The 18,395-nt window shown below is 41.0% G+C and carries 17 protein-coding genes; 11 read left to right on the top strand and 6 right to left on the bottom strand.

Features of this window, described 5'->3' with window-relative positions:
* Positions 1 to 4 precede the first annotated feature (4 nt).
* The 10 genes from nqrE (at position 5) to cyoE (ending at position 9,194) form a co-directional block, all read left to right on the top strand.
* Positions 5 to 613 (top strand): NADH:ubiquinone reductase (Na(+)-transporting) subunit E, encoded by a 609-nt coding sequence (gene nqrE, locus ACZ5WS_RS15240; protein ID WP_006791490.1) that lies wholly within the window; start codon positions 5 to 7, stop codon positions 611 to 613.
* Between the two features lie 17 nt (positions 614 to 630).
* On the top strand, positions 631 to 1,854 hold the full coding sequence (gene nqrF, locus ACZ5WS_RS15235; protein WP_008111899.1) for an NADH:ubiquinone reductase (Na(+)-transporting) subunit F: 1,224 nt from the start codon (positions 631 to 633) through the stop codon (positions 1,852 to 1,854).
* A 99-nt stretch (positions 1,855 to 1,953) separates the two neighbouring features.
* Positions 1,954 to 2,976 (top strand): FAD:protein FMN transferase, encoded by a 1,023-nt coding sequence (locus ACZ5WS_RS15230; protein ID WP_054202029.1) that lies wholly within the window; start codon positions 1,954 to 1,956, stop codon positions 2,974 to 2,976.
* Positions 2,977 to 3,073: 97 nt separating this feature from the next.
* Positions 3,074 to 3,286 carry a (Na+)-NQR maturation NqrM gene (gene nqrM, locus ACZ5WS_RS15225; protein WP_010391098.1) on the top strand — a complete coding sequence of 71 codons (213 nt, stop codon included), beginning with the start codon at positions 3,074 to 3,076 and terminating at the stop codon, positions 3,284 to 3,286.
* Between the two features lie 326 nt (positions 3,287 to 3,612).
* The gene (locus tag ACZ5WS_RS15220; RefSeq protein ID WP_290170681.1) at positions 3,613 to 4,041 is read left to right on the top strand and encodes a hypothetical protein; all 429 of its coding nucleotides are present in this window, start codon (positions 3,613 to 3,615) and stop codon (positions 4,039 to 4,041) included.
* A gap of 329 nt (positions 4,042 to 4,370) precedes the next feature.
* Positions 4,371 to 5,324: a ubiquinol oxidase subunit II gene (gene cyoA / locus ACZ5WS_RS15215; RefSeq protein ID WP_464709639.1), complete on the top strand. Its 954-nt coding sequence runs from the start codon at positions 4,371 to 4,373 to the stop codon at positions 5,322 to 5,324.
* A gap of 2 nt (positions 5,325 to 5,326) precedes the next feature.
* Positions 5,327 to 7,315 (top strand): cytochrome o ubiquinol oxidase subunit I, encoded by a 1,989-nt coding sequence (cyoB, locus tag ACZ5WS_RS15210; protein ID WP_198522324.1) that lies wholly within the window; start codon positions 5,327 to 5,329, stop codon positions 7,313 to 7,315.
* Complete coding sequence (gene cyoC / locus ACZ5WS_RS15205; RefSeq protein WP_008111916.1) at positions 7,312 to 7,944, top strand: cytochrome o ubiquinol oxidase subunit III; 633 nt, start codon at positions 7,312 to 7,314, stop codon at positions 7,942 to 7,944. Before cyoB ends, cyoC begins: the two co-directional genes overlap by 4 nt.
* Positions 7,944 to 8,300, top strand: coding sequence for a cytochrome o ubiquinol oxidase subunit IV (cyoD, locus tag ACZ5WS_RS15200; RefSeq protein ID WP_008111918.1), 357 nt, complete (start codon positions 7,944 to 7,946; stop codon positions 8,298 to 8,300). The genes cyoC and cyoD overlap by 1 nt, the downstream gene beginning before the upstream one ends.
* 9 nt (positions 8,301 to 8,309) lie before the next feature.
* A complete protein-coding gene (gene cyoE / locus ACZ5WS_RS15195) occupies positions 8,310 to 9,194 on the top strand; it encodes a heme o synthase (protein ID WP_008111919.1) in 885 nt (294 codons plus the stop codon).
* Between the two features lie 79 nt (positions 9,195 to 9,273).
* Here the strand turns inward: cyoE and ACZ5WS_RS15190 are convergent, their stop codons facing one another.
* Together ACZ5WS_RS15190 and ACZ5WS_RS15185 are read right to left on the bottom strand one after the other, a co-directional pair.
* A complete protein-coding gene (locus ACZ5WS_RS15190; protein ID WP_464709635.1) occupies positions 9,274 to 9,861 on the bottom strand; it encodes an FMN-binding negative transcriptional regulator in 588 nt (195 codons plus the stop codon).
* Complete coding sequence (locus ACZ5WS_RS15185; protein ID WP_464709634.1) at positions 9,861 to 10,436, bottom strand: GNAT family N-acetyltransferase; 576 nt, start codon at positions 10,434 to 10,436, stop codon at positions 9,861 to 9,863. Before ACZ5WS_RS15185 ends, ACZ5WS_RS15190 begins: the two co-directional genes overlap by 1 nt.
* A gap of 106 nt (positions 10,437 to 10,542) precedes the next feature.
* On the opposite strand from ACZ5WS_RS15185, the gene pdxR reads away from it, so the two are divergent.
* Complete coding sequence (gene pdxR / locus ACZ5WS_RS15180) at positions 10,543 to 12,006, top strand: MocR-like pyridoxine biosynthesis transcription factor PdxR (RefSeq protein ID WP_138605609.1); 1,464 nt, start codon at positions 10,543 to 10,545, stop codon at positions 12,004 to 12,006.
* A gap of 3 nt (positions 12,007 to 12,009) precedes the next feature.
* Here the strand turns inward: pdxR and ACZ5WS_RS15175 are convergent, their stop codons facing one another.
* From ACZ5WS_RS15175 to ACZ5WS_RS15160, 4 genes are all read right to left on the bottom strand, one after another.
* Positions 12,010 to 12,687, bottom strand: a complete 678-nt coding sequence (locus ACZ5WS_RS15175; RefSeq protein WP_138605607.1) for a hypothetical protein — start codon at positions 12,685 to 12,687, stop codon at positions 12,010 to 12,012.
* A gap of 135 nt (positions 12,688 to 12,822) precedes the next feature.
* Positions 12,823 to 14,775: a phytase gene (locus ACZ5WS_RS15170; RefSeq protein WP_464709633.1), complete on the bottom strand. Its 1,953-nt coding sequence runs from the start codon at positions 14,773 to 14,775 to the stop codon at positions 12,823 to 12,825.
* An 11-nt stretch (positions 14,776 to 14,786) separates the two neighbouring features.
* Positions 14,787 to 15,761 carry a metallophosphoesterase gene (locus ACZ5WS_RS15165; protein WP_464709631.1) on the bottom strand — a complete coding sequence of 325 codons (975 nt, stop codon included), beginning with the start codon at positions 15,759 to 15,761 and terminating at the stop codon, positions 14,787 to 14,789.
* Positions 15,762 to 15,825: 64 nt separating this feature from the next.
* Positions 15,826 to 18,132 carry a TonB-dependent receptor plug domain-containing protein gene (locus ACZ5WS_RS15160; RefSeq protein WP_464709630.1) on the bottom strand — a complete coding sequence of 769 codons (2,307 nt, stop codon included), beginning with the start codon at positions 18,130 to 18,132 and terminating at the stop codon, positions 15,826 to 15,828.
* Between the last annotated feature and the right edge of the window lie 263 nt (positions 18,133 to 18,395).

Here is an 18,395-nt window from a genome sequence, read left to right as displayed (position 1 = left end):
ATAAGTGGAACATTATATTAGTTTATTTGTAAAAGCCGTTTTTATTGAAAACTTAGCGTTAGCATTCTTCCTAGGTATGTGTACTTTCTTAGCCGTGTCTAAAAAAGTAACTACATCAATTGGCCTAGGTGTAGCGGTTATTGTTGTATTAGGTATTTCAGTACCGGTTAACAACTTGGTTTACCATGCGGTATTAGCACCAGGTTCACTAGAGTGGCTTGGTTACCCAGAAGCAGATCTTAGCTTTTTACGTTTCTTAACTTTCATTGGTGTTATTGCAGCACTAGTGCAAATTCTTGAAATGGCATTAGATAAGTTCTTCCCACCGCTTTACAACGCATTAGGTATTTTCTTACCACTAATCACAGTTAACTGTGCAATTTTTGGTGCGGTAGCCTTCATGGTTGAGCGTAACTATAACTTCGGCGAGTCTGTTGTTTATGGTATTGGCGCTGGTGTGGGTTGGGCGCTTGCAATTACATTACTTGCAGGTATCCGTGAGAAAATGAAGTATTCAGACGTACCAGATGGTTTACGTGGTTTAGGTATTACCTTCATCACTGTTGGCTTGATGGGTCTTGGCTTTATGTCATTCTCTGGTATTTCACTGTAATAATAGCGAGGTCAATCATGGATATTTTCTTAGGCGTTGGTGTTTTTATCGCTATCGTTGTAATACTAGTTTTAATCATCATTGGTGCTAAATCTAAGCTAGTTGCAAGCGGTGATATCATCATCGGCATTAATGGCGATGCAGACAAAGCCATTAAAACATCAGCAGGTAGTAAGCTATTAGGTGCACTATCTGAGTCAGGTATTTTCGTATCTTCTGCATGTGGTGGCGGTGGCTCTTGTGGCCAGTGTCGCGTACACATTAAAGAAGGCGGCGGTGATATTCTACCAACTGAACTTGACCACATCTCTAAAGGTGAAGCACGTGAAGGTTGTCGCCTAGCGTGTCAGGTTAATGTTAAAAACGACATGGAAATTGAACTTGAAGAGTCAATTTTCGGTGTTAAAAAATGGGATTGTGAAGTTATCTCTAACGATAACAAAGCGACGTTCATTAAAGAACTTAAGCTACAAATTCCTGATGGCGAGTCAGTGCCGTTCCGTGCGGGTGGTTACATCCAGATCGAAGCGCCAGCTCACCATGTTAAATATGCAGATTTCGATATTCCTGAAGAGTATCGTGGCGATTGGAACCATTTTGGTTTCTTCGATCTGGAGTCAAAAGTAGACGAAGAAACAATTCGTGCTTACTCAATGGCTAACTACCCAGAAGAAGAAGGCATCATCATGCTTAACGTGCGTATCGCTACGCCGCCGCCAAGAAACCTAAGCCTACCATGTGGTAAAATGTCTTCGTACATTTGGTCACTTAAAGAAGGTGATAAAGTAACTATTTCTGGTCCATTTGGTGAGTTCTTCGCTAAAGACACAGACGCTGAAATGGTATTCGTAGGTGGTGGTGCAGGTATGGCACCAATGCGTTCACATATCTTTGACCAACTTAAGCGTTTAAACTCTAAGCGTAAAATTAGTTTCTGGTATGGTGCGCGTTCTAAACGTGAAATGTTCTATGTTGAAGATTTTGACGGCCTAGCTGAGCAAAACGAAAACTTCGTTTGGCACACTGCGCTTTCAGATCCGCAACCAGAAGATAACTGGGAAGGCTACACTGGCTTTATCCATAACGTGTTATTTGAGAACTATCTTAAAGATCACGAAGCGCCTGAAGATTGTGAGTTCTACATGTGTGGTCCTCCAATGATGAATGCGGCTGTTATCACTATGCTTAAAGACTTAGGTGTTGAAGAAGAAAACATCTTACTAGATGATTTCGGTGGCTAATACCCAAACTGATTAAATTTAGTTAAAATACCAGCCTCGTCGCATTTTATGTGACGAGGCTTTTTTATATTAATTTTTAACCTATTAAGTAGGGTTGTTATGAACAAAGTAAATACTCCCCAGGGCATAATCGCCTTATTTATAATCACGCTGACTTTACTGTTATCTGGATGTGGAAAATCAGTCCCAGAGGAAACCTACTTAGAAGGTAAAACGATGGGTACAACTTACCACATTAAGTTTTACGCTGAGCAAGTTGACCCTCAAGCAGTACAAGCAGAAATCGATGCGGTTTTAGTTGATATCAACCAGTCTATGTCGACCTATATCGAAGAGTCAGAAATAAACACCTTTAACCGTTTAGATGCGAACGAAGTAATGCCAATCAGTGATGACTTCAGGGCAGTTATTAGTGAATCTATGCGTATAGGTAATTCAACTAAGACCCTAGATGTGACTATGGGGCCGTTGATAGATTTATGGGGGTTTGGCCCAGATAAAAAACCAACAAAGCGCCCAACGAATGAAGCTCTGGCAAATATGATCAATAACATTGGTATAGATAAGTTGGTCCTTAACGAGCAAGGCTTAGCAAAAACGATGGCTGATTTAGAATTGTCGTTTTCAGCTACAGCAAAAGGCTATGGTATTGATAAAGTGGCTGAGCTATTACAAAGCAAAGGCATTACAGATTACATGGTTGAGATTGGCGGGGAGTTACGTATTGCTGGTACAAAACCAGACAATCAAGCATGGCGAATAGCAATTGAACAACCTGATGCTAACCCAGGTGAGCGAAAAGTACACCGTGTACTTGCACCAGGTAATAACGGTATTGCCACTTCAGGTGATTATCGAATCTTTTATACTATGGATGGCGAAACCTATACTCATCTTATTGATCCTATGACAGGGATGCCAATTAAGCATGACTTAGTTTCTGTTACAGTTTTACACCCTAGCGCTATGACGGCCGACGGTTTAGCGACTGCTTTAACGGTTATGGGTATGGAAAAAGCACAACGTTATGCGCAGCAGCATGATTTGCCAGTGTATTTAATTGCTAAATCGCCTGATGGTTTAGTCACTTATTCAAGTCCTGCGTTTAAGCCTTATTTATAGTCTTTAGGTTTATATCCTTAGCATGAGGGTATATAATGTAAGGAGCTCAAATACGCTATTTGAGCTCATTTTATTGCTGAACAATAGGGGCTAAGCAATGTCACTTTTTTTTCTAACCTTTGGCTTACTTATTTTAATTGTCGCTGCGATGGCGATAGGCATGATAGTTCAAAGAAAATCGATGGCGAGTAGCTGCGGAGGCCTAGGCTCTGTAGGTATTGATAAAGCATGTGATTGCGATGATCCATGTGATAAACGCAAAAAGCGTCTAGCCAAAGAGCAAGTATGGAAAGAAAACCAAATTCTTTAAATAGATTTATTTCTGTTTAAACAAAAAACCTCTCGTAGCTCACTACGGGAGGTTTTTTATTTATATCGCCATAAATAAATCATCAGCTGATAAAATAATCGTGTTTTTATCTTGAACAGAAAACTCTCTTTGTTATACTCATGCCCGAACTTTCAGTAAGTTTTGAAAGTTCTATTGATGCGGATCAAAACTAGCTTAGCCAAATAGTGCTAATGCGTTGAGACTGTATTTCATGTCACTGTATAAGGCTTTACGGCTGCAACCTGTTTTTGTTGCCACGGTGTATGCCAAATTTTGTTATTAGTCATTTTAATAGGTTAATGTTTTTGAACTCATTTTCTTTGTTTCATACCAGCGCTTTGCTTACCTTAGGTAAGTCAGTGTTGCATGAGCGCTTTAATAAAGCGAAAAGAGGCGTGAGTGTGGCTATAACATTATTAGTTTTTAATGCCGTTATGTTGCTTAGTGGCGCTATTGAGGATGCCTTTAGGCTTGAAGCATTGATCAGTGATGGCTTTTTTATAGAGCCATTATTACTGACTATTGCCGAATTCTTAGCTCATCCTATCTTATCGTGTCAGTTACTTATTGGCCTTTGTTGGCTATTGTTCCACATGTTTCCAGCGCGTCGTGCTGGAATAATCCTCCGTAAAGCAGCCTTTGCTTTTAGCGAGGCTAAAGTTCAGCAACCCGTGCAAGCTGCACATGGTTGTCGTGCTCCACCTAGCTTTACAGGTTGTCTGTTTACCCATTAATTTTTATGGGTATAGGTTACACCTGTGGTATCTAATTATTTATTCTTGCTGTAAATAACGATTACTTTCATTGTAGCTTAGTGTTTTTACACACTCTCAGCCAACCACACCTCACCCAAGTTAATTTTTATTGCGTTATATTAATGTGTTTAAAAAAGCTGGGTTGGTTCTGCTAGGTGTTTTTTATTAAGCCAGTAGTCAATACTTCATGCTTGCATTCGCTCTGCATTATTTGTAATTCAATCTTAATTAACTTGGGTTTTTATCAAATATCGTTGCTAAATATTTTTGGCAGCTAATAAAAACTCTTTAGGTTTTAGGATAGTCCCTTGTTAATTCGTAACCTTTTTAATATTGCTTTAGCTAGTATGGCGCTGATTTTATCAGGCTGTAATGGCGGGGTACTCGACCCAAAAGGGCAGATAGGTATTGATGAGAAAAATCTGATCATCATCGCCACTGTGCTTATGTTGTTAGTTGTGATCCCCGTTATTGTGATGACTTTATATTTTGCTTGGAAATACAGAGACACACAAAACCATGAAATTTACGCACCAAAATGGGCTCACTCTAATAAGATTGAGGCTGTTGTATGGGCGGTTCCTATTGTTATTGTTGTTATTTTAGGTGTGATCACCTGGCAGTCAACTCAAGAGCTTGACCCTTATAAACCGATAGAGGGTAAAGGTGAACACTTAACTGTTGAAGTGGTGTCACTTAATTGGAAGTGGTTATTTATTTACCCTGAGCAAGGTATTGCTACGGTAAACGAATTGGTATTTCCTGCTAATGTTCCGGTTGAATACAAAATCACCTCAGAAAGTACCATGAACTCGTTTTTCATTCCCCAGTTAGGTAGTCAAATTTACTCAATGGCGGGCATGGAAACTAAGCTGCATTTAATTGCTAATGAGCCAGGCACGTTTAAAGGCTTTTCGGCTAATTATAGTGGCGCCGGTTTTACTGGTATGAAATTTAATGCCATCGCAACACCAACAAAAGCTGACTTTAGCCAGTGGGTTGAACAGGTTAAAACCAACGCTAATAGCCTTACTCATGCCAATTATGTTGAGCTTGCCAAAGCGAGTGAAAACAATCCCGTCGCTTATTATGGCAAGGTTGATGACGGTTTATTTCATACCATAGTGATGAAATACATGCAGGCGCATGGCGATATGAACAAAAAACACCACTCGATGGGTAAACATCAGCAGATGAGTAATGAGCATCAGGCAATGGGTAATCATTCAATGCCATCATCACACAGCCAGGGCGAGGAATAATCATGTCGTTTTTAGGTAAATTATCTATAGATGCAATTCCGTTTCATGAACCTATTATCATGGTTACCATGGCGGTGATTGCTATAGTCGGGCTTATTATAGCTGGGCTAATAACAAAATATAAAAAATGGGGTGTGCTTTGGCGCGACTGGATCACCTCGGTTGATCATAAACGCTTAGGCGTTATGTACATTTTATTAGCGCTAATCATGCTGTTTCGTGGTTTTTCTGATGCCATTATGATGCGTGCGCAGTTAGCGCTTGCTACCAGTGGCGCGCCAGGTTATCTGCCACCAGAACATTACGACCAAATATTCACCGCCCATGGCGTTATTATGATCATCTTTATGGCAATGCCATTTATGATTGGTTTAATGAATATTGTTGTACCACTGCAAATTGGTGCTCGCGATGTGGCTTTTCCATTTTTAAATAATTTAAGTTTTTGGTTTACTGCTAGTGGCGCCATTTTAATAAATCTATCGCTGATATTTGGTGAATTTGCTAAAACAGGCTGGGTTGCTTACCCACCGTTGTCGGAGTTGACTTTCAGCCCTGGGGTGGGGGTCGATTATTATATTTGGGCCTTGCAAATATCGGGGCTCGGTACGCTATTAACCGCTGTTAACTTCCTAGTGACAGTATTTAAAATGCGTGCCCCTGGTATGACACTGATGAAAATGCCAATTTTCACATGGGCATGTACATGGGCAAATATCTTAATTGCGGCATCATTTCCAATTTTAACCGCAGTGCTTGCCATGCTAACGCTAGACCGTTATTTAGATTTTCACTTCTTCACTAATGAAGCAGGCGGAAACGCCATGATGTATATCAACCTGTTTTGGGCATGGGGTCACCCAGAGGTATACATTTTAGTATTACCAGCTTTTGGTATCTTCTCTGAAATAGTATCGACCTTCACTGGTAAACGCTTATTTGGTTATAAATCGATGGTATATGCCAGCGGTGCCATTTCTATTCTTGGCTTTATTGTATGGTTACACCACTTCTTTACTATGGGGTCAAGCGCGAATGTAAATGCCTTCTTTGGGGTGATGACCATGGTCATAGCTGTGCCTACTGGGGTTAAGTTATTTAGTTGGTTGTTTACTATTTACCGTGGCCGTTTGCGCATTACTGTACCGGTACTTTGGACGCTTGGTTTTATGGTTACCTTCAGTATTGGTGGTATGACGGGGGTATTACTGGCAATCCCTGGTGCCGATTATGTATTGCATAACAGCTTATTCTTAATCGCTCATTTTCATAACACCATTATTGGTGGCGCAGTATTTGGCTACTTAGCCGGGTTTGTTTTTTGGTTTCCAAAAGCAATGGGCTTTAAGCTTGATGAGCGTTGGGGTAAAGCGTCATTTTGGTGTTGGTTAATCGGTTTCTTCGTAGCCTTTATGCCATTGTACGTACTCGGCTTTTTAGGCATGACGCGTCGCTTAAACCACTCTAATAATCCTGATTGGAATATCTGGCTTTATATTGCTGCGGTGGGTGCCGTGATTATTATGTTCGGTATTATTTGCCAAGTTATTCAGCTATATGTGAGCTTTAAAAACCGCGAAGCGCTTGATGATACCACTGGCGATCCTTGGAACGGTCACACCCTTGAATGGTCAACGTCATCACCACCGCAATACTATAACTTTGCTGAAATCCCGCATGTTGATGATATTGATACATGGACTGATATGAAAGAAAAAGGCCTAGCTTATCAAGGTAAATCTAGCTATAGCCCAATTCATATGCCAAAAAATACCGCATCGGGTGTGTTTATTGCTGCGAGTTTAACGGCGTTTTGTTTTGCCATGATCTGGCATATTTGGTGGCTAGCAGGGCTTGGTTTTATTGGCGCGATTGCGCTGTTTATTAACCGTGCTTACACCAGTGATGTAGATTACTACGTGCAAAACGATGAAATATTACAAATTGAAGGCGCGCATATTGCCAGTAACACGAAGGAGGTAAGCGCATGAGTACGTTATCTGCAACTCAAGGCCATGTAAATTTAGAGCCTCATAGCGTAAGTCATACGCATGAACATCACGATACCTCAGGCGATACAATCTTTGGCTTTTGGCTTTATTTAATGACCGATTGCCTTTTATTTGCCTCATTTTTTGCAACCTACGCAGTGCTTTATATGAACACCGCAGGCGGTGTATCGGGCAAAGATATTTTTGAGCTTGATTTTGTTGCCGTTGAAACTGCGGCGCTACTTATAAGTAGTATTACTTTTGGTTTTGCCATGATTGCCGCTCAAGGGCAAAAAAAGGCGCTGACGCTTGGTTGGCTCGCGGTCACTTTTTGTTTAGGCGCGGTGTTTATTGGTATGGAAATTTATGAGTTTCATCATTTAATTGTTCATGGCAATGGCCCACAGCAAAGTGCTTTTTTAACATCGTTTTTCTCATTAGTGGGCTTGCATGGTTTACATGTAACTGCAGGCCTTATCTGGATGAGCATAATGATGATTGAGGTGATTAAGCGCGGTTTAGGTAAACAAACCGTCACGCGCTTAAGTTGCTTAAGCTTATTTTGGCACTTTTTAGATATTGTGTGGATTTGTGTATTTACCGTTGTTTATTTAATGGGGGCAATGTAATGAGCCATAGCGAAACACATGCTTTAGAGCAAATGCAAAGCCAACATCATGATCAATCACATGGTAGTGTTAAAACATACCTGATTGGCTTTGTCTTATCAGTGATTTTAACGGCCATTCCATTTTGGATGGTGATGGAGGGCGACTTTTCAAAGGTCACCACGCTTTGGAGTATTGTTACTTTAGCAATCGTGCAAATTTGGGTGCATTTAAAATACTTTTTACACCTTAATTTCACCACTGATGAAGGTAAAGCAAATACCTTTACCTTCTTGTTTAGCGCGTTGATCATCGTCATGGTGGTTGGACTGTCTGTTTGGATCATTTATGAATCAAACGCAATGATGATGTATTAGAGGTTTCAGATGTTTCGTCGTTATTTAGCTGTTACTAAGCCAGGTATTATTATGGGGAATTTGATCAGCGTTGCCGGTGGTTTTTTACTCGCCGCCCGCGGTGATATAGACCCATGGTTAATGTTGGTTACCTTGGTTGGTTTATCGCTTGTTGTTGCATCGGGATGTGCCATAAACAATGTTATTGATAGAGACATTGATGTTGCCATGGCGCGTACTCGCTCACGTGTGACTGTAACGGGCGAAATGTCTGCAAAAGCCGCTTTAAGCCATGGCGTGTTATTAGGGCTAATTGGCTTTGGCTTATTAATCGCCTTTACCACTCAAGCGGCGGTATTTTTTGCCGCCTTTGGCTATGTCATCTATGTAGGGGTTTACAGCCTCTACATGAAACGCAACTCTGTTTACGGCACCTTTATTGGTAGTCTGTCGGGCGCAGTTCCACCTGTTGTTGGCTATTGCGCCGTTACGGGTGTGTTCGATATGGGCGCATTAATACTGCTGGTGATGTTTAGTTTGTGGCAAATGCCGCACTCATATGCAATTGCTATTTTTCGCTTTAAGGATTACCAAGCCGCTAATATTCCAGTATTGCCCGTGGCACAAGGTGTTAATAAAGCTAAGCGCCATATTGTGCTTTATATTGCCGTATATGCTTTAGTGGTGATGCTATTGCCAATTAGTGGTTATACCGGTGCTGCCTTTATGGCCGTTGCCTGTATCACTAGTTTTTGGTGGTTACTCATGGCACTTAGAGGATATCGCTACAACATAGACACCACCCGTTGGGCACGCCAAGTGTTTGCGTTTTCAATTATTAATATTACCGCTTTGAGCATTGCCATGGCGGTAGATTATCAAACAATTGCGCCACAGTTAGTGGCGCTAAACTGATCTTATCTGATCAATGAACCGAGTTAATTCCCAAAGTTAACCAAAGGCTCTGAGCATTGCGAGGAGCCTTTTTTCATTCCTAAAACAAGGCCGCTATTGAGTGCTTATTAGCATCTACCAGACTTTGTTTTATTTTACCTCTTATAGCGGCTGATTTATTTTGACTGAGTTTGAAGTTACCTTGCCAGTGAATTGGCGTAAGCTCTATAAAACTGAGGTGCTGATACATTGTATCGCGATGCTGCTCAGGCACTTCATCAATTTTCCACTCAGGCTCAAATGTTTTCTCAAAATGACTAGTAAGGGTTCGCATTACGAGATCTTTTTTTAGCTCATCTTTAATAATATGTACTTTTGCAGTCACTAACACCGATGCGTAAAGCCAGCTAGGCAATGTTTGATTATCCGCATAGGAGGGTGATAAATAGCAATTGTCACTATTAAAGAGTAAATTCACCTGTTTATTATCAAGCTTTGATAGTGGATTATGCTTTGCTACATGTGCAATAAACATATTTTCTAAAGAGTTGAATAACATAGGTACATGACAAATGTTATTTAATTGACTATTTGAGCAGGGCATAAAAATTGTTGCTAATGGAAAATTATTAATAAGCGCATGCAATTGCTCGGTATTTTTTTGCATAAAGTGCTCGGGTGGGTACATTATAATAGCTCCTCAAGTCGTAACTTTATAGCTGGCCATTGCTCGTCAATAATGCTGAATTTTGCGGTGTTGCGATATGAACCATCTTCTAGACGTCGGTCTTTTTGGGCTATTCCTTCAAACTTAGCGCCTAAACGGGCAATGGCATTGCGTGATTGTTGATTGTGCTCATGGGTATTAAAACTAATCCGTACTAAATTAAGTTGATTAAATGCATATCTCAGAAGTAAATATTTTGCATGCGTATTTACGTATGTCCGCTGTGCAGTGAAGCTAATAAAGGTATGGCCAATTTCAGCGCTTAAGTTGTCACTGTCTAACCTAAATAAACGGGTTGTGCCAACAACTTGCTGTGAATGTTTATCAATAATGGCAAAAACCACTTGCTCGTTTTGATTAAACTGCGCGCTATGTGTAAACCATTGCTCCAACTTAACTTGGGTTTGTGTGTAATTACTTAATACCCACTGCCAAACTTGTGGGTGTTTACCTGCTTGATATAGACCCTCGAGATGTTTGAGTTTAAGTGGCTCTAAGGCAACCTTGTTGGTTTGATGAATTTGCGTTGTGAACATTATAAGCCCCATATTTTGCTATTTATTCATAACAAATGTACGCTTTATTGGTTTGTTAAAAACAACCAAAATTTAATTTTTACCTATACCAGTTTGGAAAGTGTTTATGCAGCCACTTAATATAAAGCTCACTAGCCAGAGTAAAGCTAAATACCTGCAAATAGCAGATGCACTTAGGGAGTCGATTATAAAAGGGGACATTCTCGCTGGCAGCAAACTCTGCTCTGCACGCGATATGGCACAAGCGTACGGATTAAACCGCCATACAATAATGAATGCCCTACAACTTCTTGTCGCAGAAGGATGGTTGGAATCCTATGAACGATCAGGCTACAGCGTTACCAATACATTGCCTATTCAAAACAGTATAAACACTGCCCAGTCTCAAGCATTGGATCCTAAGCCGTATCGATTTGCTACCACGCTTACGGTGTCAGAACCTACAATGGACTTAAATCACTATGCTTATAACTTTGCTGGAGGCTTACCCGATTTAACACGCTTTCCCTATAAAGAATTTAAACGCTCTGTAAGTCATGTGTTTAATCATTTAGATACCAGCCAATTTCATTATGGTAGTGTGGCTGGGGAGCCTAATTTAAAATCGCAAATTAGTCATTATTTATACAAAGCACGAAACCTAAAAACAGCCGATATTCTTATGTGTAATGGCTCTCAAGAAGCGCTTTTTTTAGTATCAAAAGCCTTTATTAATAAAGGCGATTATGTTGCAACCGAAACCTTAGGTTACCCGCCTGCTCGTAAAGCATTTGCAGCATGTGGCGCGCAGCTTATAGATATAAAACAAGATGATGAAGGGTTGTGTGTTGATGATTTTAAAACTCAGCTTGAACGCTATCCCATTAAACTTCTGTATTTAACGCCACTGCATCAATACCCAACGACTGTGACCTTATCACCCACCCGGCGCTTACAAATTTATCAGCTGTGTTATGCCCATAATGTGATGATTATTGAAGATGACTACGACCATGAATTTCACTACCGTTGCCAGCCTTTGCAACCCATGGCTGCCGATGACCCCGCAGGCATTGTGATATATCTATCAACGTTTTCAAAAATTATGTTTTCAGCAGCAAGGATTGGCTATATCTGTGCAGCGCCTGGGGTAATCGCACAATTAACCGCATGGAAGCAGCTAATGAACCATAAAAATGATGTGATTATGCAATTAGCTGTCGCACACTGGATGAAAGAAGGTGGTTTTGAACGCCATTTAAAGCGTATGACAAAGCTCTATAAGCAGCGCTATGAAGCGATGGGTGATTATCTAACGCAGCTGCAATTATCAGGCTATCCAATTGAATATATAAAACCCGACGGTGGCATGGCGATGTGGGTTAATTTAAATAAACCGGTGGACCAATTAAAGCAAGTACTGCAAAGTAAAGGTGTGTATGTACAGGTTGAGCCTGAATTTTACTTTAAAGACTCAGAACGTAGCTTAATACCTAAGCAACACAGTTATGTACGTTTAGGATTTGCTGGGCAATCAACTTTGGCGATGCAAGCTGGGCTTGAATTGATTGCTGAACACGTTTTCAAATAAAGCTTATTTACTTAAGCTTTCAGCATCATAAAACATCGGTTTCAATGTGCCACAATTTATAAACTTATAATTGAGCTCACCAGCAGAGGGCACTTCAGTTGAGGTACGAAACTTTTGTAAACAGGCACCACTTAAATCAACAAACATAATATGATGATAGCTTGGTGGCTGAGTTATTTGGTGAATGTAAATGCGCTCGTTATTTTTTAGCGTAACCATGTCGTACTGTTGCCATTTCGAGGCTGGACTTAAATCAGTTAGCTCACGAGTAAATAACTGCTCGCTAAGCTCTATTAATTTATCACTGTAAACTAAGCTACCTCCTTGTCTAAAATCTCCAAGATACACATCTGCGGTAATCGCGACTTCTTCGCCTCGCATTAAGCGTTGAATATTAAACGGCTTTGATTTTACGGTAACTAACTCAGCATCACGTACTAAATCTAAAAATGGAATATCAGATACATCTACCTTGTACATAACATGCATATCATAAGGAAGCTCAAAGCTTGGAATGTTAATGGCGTATACACTTGAACCTTTATTAACCAATACCATGGCATGCTCTGCTTCATATTTGGGGTTTAATGGCGGAAGTTCTGGTGGTTCTTCGGCATTAGCAAGCGAGCTGGTACAAAATACAATGCTGATAAATAAAGATGCGAAATAAGGTAGCCGCATAATAACCTCAATTAATTTATAGATATAAAGTGTAGTATACATTTATAAAAAATTATCTTTAGTTAAATTTTAGTAAGGCTTAAACGTGATACACACTTAAGTTTTAGTGTGTATCAGTATATTTAGAGTTAGCTATTATCTAATTGCTTTTTTCACTTCGCGCCAGTCAATAATCTTAAAGTTTTGTGGTTGTAATGGCATGCGGTTATAGCCGTCTTGCACTATAAGCATGCCTTCAGGATAACCTGGTAAAGCCGTTGCTGTAACGGTTAAGCCATCCGTTTCACCTACGCCATCAATGCCTTTATCTAGGTTTGCAATTACATTAAACTTACCTGCAAAGCTTAGATTAGGCTGTTTATCATCTGATATGTTGTAAAGCACATAGCTATTATCGCCTTGGCTTGATACCACTAAATAGCGAGCATCATTAGCATGATAAATTTCCATACCTTCTACATCTGCCACCAGTTGCTTATTAACACTTTGTAGCTTTACTGCTTTGTTACCAGCGGTAGGCTCTGCACCTATATACCAAATTCCTGCATCTTCTTCGCCTGCAAATAATTGGCCTAGTTTATCATCAGCACTACAGCCTTCAGGTTGGCTTGGTAGGGTAAACTCTCTAACCAGTTCACCGCTTAGATTATCTTGCTCACCGATGAGCTTATATTGCTGGAATAAACCTGATTTATCATTAACAAACACGTAATGGCCTGAATCAGACGAATACATACACATGCCGTAAATCTCAGGTAAGTTAGTGGCTATTTCTGTTACATGGTTTACTTTGTTTTCTCCATCAACAGTAAATACGCTAATGCTATTAAGTGTACGGTTGCTGGCAGTGATCCACGTATGGGTTTCGTTGTTTATACCTTGATGTTGGCGCACATCAACGTTATTTAAACGCCCTATATTGAGCGACTGTACTTTGTTGCCAGCAAGATCATAAACCATTAAGCCACGGCGTTTATCTGTGCCTAAAATTAAGCTGTTTTTAGCATCTTGCTCATTAATCCAAATTGCAGGGTCATCTGCTGCATCACCAAACGCTGCAACCGGTGTGGTTTGTGCGCTGGCATGAAGGTGAGTCATAGCAACTTTGCTATTTGAGACAGAAGTTTGCGCTGCGTAGTTAACGTTTGCTTGAATGTAAGCGCCGGTTTCATCATCAATCAAAACTAGCTGCGCTTGATTGTCATTAATAAAGCTCGCTGCAACAGACTCAATAGTGTGCTCACCTGACAGTGACCATTGGCTAAGCGTGTCTGTTTGAGCTTGGTAAGCATAAACCATACTATCGTCAGTGGCGCTAAGCCATAAAGTACCGTCTTGTGATACCGATAAAGCTCCGATTTCAGTTTTTAATTCGCCGTATGGCTGTACTAAAGCCACAGGTTGCTTATTGGCATCTGATTCTGCATCAGCATTGATAGCCCATACACCTAGCTCTGCTTCACCCACATACAGGGTTTTTGTGTCGTCATTTACTGCACAACCTGAAGCCTCAGTGACCGCAGAGAATTCACGTACTGCGATATTTTTAGCTTGGTTAGTTGCTAAATCATATATAACCGTTTCGCTGATCAGGCCGCGAACATCTGGCACAAACGCTGATACAGTCTCGGTATTGCTATTTTTAAATAAACACACTGTATCAGGCTGAGCTTGAGGCGGACTAATACGAGTGAGTTCATTTAGCTGCCAAGTTTGGCCATTTTTTATAAGCTTAAAAATAGCAACGTTATCTTGGCTCTTATCCAGACTGGCGAGTAAAAATTGCTGCGCTGATAATTGTTTTAGTGAAATTGACTCAAAGTTACCGGCTAACAGCACACTGCTTTTCTCGTTATCGGCAAGTAATAAGCCCTGGCTTTCGCTCGCCATTAGCCACTGATTATTACCTAGCGCTGCTGCTTGTGAGCCTTGCATGTTTTGTTGTGGGCCAAATAACTTAGCCTCAACAGCTGGCTTTGCTATTTCTGTCGTGTTTTGCGTATCGTCATTACTTGTACAACCGCCAAGCGCAGTTACAAGCACAGCACTTGATAGTACCGCTGAAATTGTATTTAGTTTAAAGTTCATTATTTTATCCTTTACTTATCTATGTGCTTTTCAGTGCTAAAACGTACTTCACCAAGGTGATTAATCGCGCTTACACTGAGAGTTTCGCCATTGATAGAGATACTTAAAAAACCCGGTGTTGCTTCTGCGTAGCGGGTAAACTCACGTTGTTTTACAAACCGTGCTTCACTACCACCACCAGAGACAAAGTGAGCCACCTTGCTATTTTTTGGTTGATTGTATTGCAAGTCGTGCTCGTGCCCTGCGATATAAGCGTGCACGTTATGACGCTCCAAAATAGGTTCTAAAATGTCGCGAAGCCCTTGGTTGCGGCCAAAGCGTTTACCACTTGAATAAAGCGGGTGATGGCCTACCACAATTTTCCATTTTGCTTTACTGCCAGCAAGTTGGGTTTCAAGCCAAGTAAGTTGGGTTTTATAGTCTTGTCCTTGGGTTGAGCGGTATTTTTCGCGGGTTTTATATTCAGGCTGAATTGGATTGGTATCTAAAAAAACCATTAACACTTGCTCGTTGTTTTCAAGCGCAAATGTTTTACTGTAGTACCTTGCAGGTAACTGCCAACGCTGACTTTTTGCGGTGTAGTCAATTTGTGCTTGGGCATTACCCAAGTAATCGTGATTACCTAAAACAACATACCAATCTTCAAATGTGTGCGGGCCATGGTATATGTTCTCAAAGGCTGATTGCCAAAGAGGATCGTTCACACTTGCCACGCCATTTGGGTAAAAGTTATCGCCGGTCGAGACGATAAAATCGGCATCGGTTTGGTACATGGCGATTTCTAGCTGATGAGCCACTTCTTTTTGGTAAAAGTGGCCGTTGTGTCCCCAATCACCAATAACCATAAAGTTAAGGCTATTAGGCAACGTAGTTAACTTAGCTATTTTTTGTTGTTGGTATAGTGCATCTTTATAAACAACAGGCTCGTTTGCACTAAGCGCTGATGAGCACAGTATCGCGGCCATTATGAAAGACAATTTAAACATGTTTTAACTCCAAAAAAGCACGCGATGGTTTGCCATTACGTGCTTAAAATGACAATACGTGTGATTAGAATGCGTAACGCAGCATTACTTGAATCACAGGGCCTGCTTCTTCCGATTCAAGCTCGTACTCATCAAAGGCACGATTGTTTTGATCATCAAGCGAGTCAAACTTATTGAAAACTTCGTCTTTGCTGGCATCCAGTAAGTTTGAACCAACTAGGCGTAGAGTGATGTCATCCCAGCGCTTTTCAACGAATAACTCTAAATCAGCACCGTAAGAGGTTGTTACTTCTTCACCCACAAAGCGTCCGTATGCATCACCTTGGTTACGGTACGTTGCCCCAAATGATGCGCGTAGTGTTGGTAAATCTTGGATAAAGCCAACGTTATAAACATAATCAGACTGGTCGTTAAATTTACGCTTACCAAAGCTGTCTTCAACTTCACTGTCGAGCCAAGAGTAATTTAAGAAGATACCTGTATTAGGCATGTTCAAGGCGCTAAGTGGGGTTGATAAATCAAACTCAATACCTTGAACCGTACCATCGCCGGTATTTTGTGGTTGCAGTACAAATGTGCCTTCGCCTTCTGAGCCTTCAACACCGGTACTGGCAATTTCAATAAGGTCGCTAACGTCACGGTAAAATACGTTTACACCTACAACGCCACTTTTACCTAAACGGTATTCGTAACCTAAATCGATACCCCAAGATGATTCAGGTTTAAGGCTTGGGTTGCCTAAAAAGTCATTATCAGCGAGCTCTTCTTCAAGTAGGGCGGGTGTCATGTAGTCAAAGTCAGGGCGACGTAAGCTGCGAGCAACAGAGGCGCTGACTCGTCCGTTATCACTGACGCTGTAACGAAAGTGAGCCGACGGTAAGAAAAAGTCATAATCATTTTCGGCAGTAACGCCTTCATTGGTATCGGTAATGCTTGAGTCAGTTGACTCCCACCGCACCCCCATCTCCCACGAGAACACATCCGCTTCGTGCTTGATTAGCGCAAATAAATCAAAACGGTCTTCTTCAAGTTTATTAACACCGCCGTCTACTGGTTCAAATTCGTTGTTAAATTGTGCTAATGACATTGGCGTCTCGCTAAATTGAGCCCATCCAGTCAGTGTTTGCTCACTTTCATCTTCAGCGACAAAAATGGCGGTATCGCGCTCTTTGCCTTGTACAAAAGCACCAAATTGAACTTCTTTCGAGTCACCTACCAGTAAGCTGTGCTGCCATTGTAATGACCACTCTTTATCATCGATATCAACGGTTTCTTCAGCTTCCTCAAACACCATTGGGAGCTCTGACGTATCAAGTTCAACCTCTTGCTCATACACTGATTCTTCAAAGCTAGCATAACCTAACTTAAATTTGCTGGTACCGCCAAGTAGTGGTAATTCATAGCCAGAATTAATGTTGTAGTTGGTTTGATCAATAAACGAAACGTTTGCGTTATCTGAGATTAAATTACCACCCTCAACGACAGAGCCTGAGGTTGCAGTGGGGTCGTCGTATTCAAAAGAGCGCTCATCTTCGGTACGGTCGGTATCAACCCACATAGCGCTAATATCAAACTTGCCGCCGTTATCAAACACCTTTTCAAAGCTGGCATTTAATGATGTGTCATCGCCATCACGGATATCAGATTGATCTTCACGGTTATCAAAATCGTCTGTTGCGTAATTAGGGTTATTTTCAGGGCTATCGCCATAACGTCTGCTTGATTTTTGTTTTGGGTTATAACGACCTTGTAAATTGGCACCTACGAGTAAACGGCCACCTGCAAACTCAGTACCGTAAACGCCCGCAAAGCTTTCTTTTAGTTCGCCGTCATCGTAACGTAAGCCACCAGCGCGAATATAACCGCCGTCTAAGCTGTAGCCATCGCGAAGTACAATATTAAGTGTGCCTGCTATGGCATCGGCAGAGCGGTTGGCACTAGATGAACGAATAATTTCTACACGCTCAATTAATTCTGCTGGAATACGGTCAACAAAAAATGAGCGATCAGCACCGGCACCCGGAACTTCTTCGCCATTAATAAGTACTTTTGTGTAAGCAGGGCTCAAGCCACGCATACGTGCGCCGTCAGATTCCAGTACGTCAGATAAAAAAGTAACACTAGGAACACGCTTTAGTGCATCACCGGCGGTAAGTGGTTCAAAACGTTGAAAGTATTCTTGTGAATATTCAAGCGTTGGCGCTAGTTCTTGCGAGCGATTGCGATAACCAATCTCGCCGTATACTACAAGCTCTTCAGAAACCTTTACTTCAGGTTCCCTTGGCGATGTTTGTTCCTCTGCATTCACGCTAACACTAAATTGGCTCAGTGCTAATGCCGCTACAACAGCATTTAACTTAAATTGTTTCATTGGTTTGCTCCGGTTGTCCTTGGTTTGGTGAGCAAACTAAAAAAAGTTAATGACGCTAATGTGACAGTTTTACAGTTAATTCCTGACAAAACGCCAACTTAGTACTTTTTAAACAGACATTTGAGCTGTTTAAACACGGCTCCAGCGCACTAAAAATGGTTATTACTAGGTTAAATACCTAAAAACTTTAATCTCAATGTCATATCAATGAGCCAAAATGACTCTGCCTAATAAATCAGTACCGCGCTAGCATGCGTAATAGT

The sequence above is a fragment of the Pseudoalteromonas sp. 11L1 genome (assembly GCF_055397545.1).
This window is presented reverse-complemented; position numbering and strand designations above follow the sequence as displayed.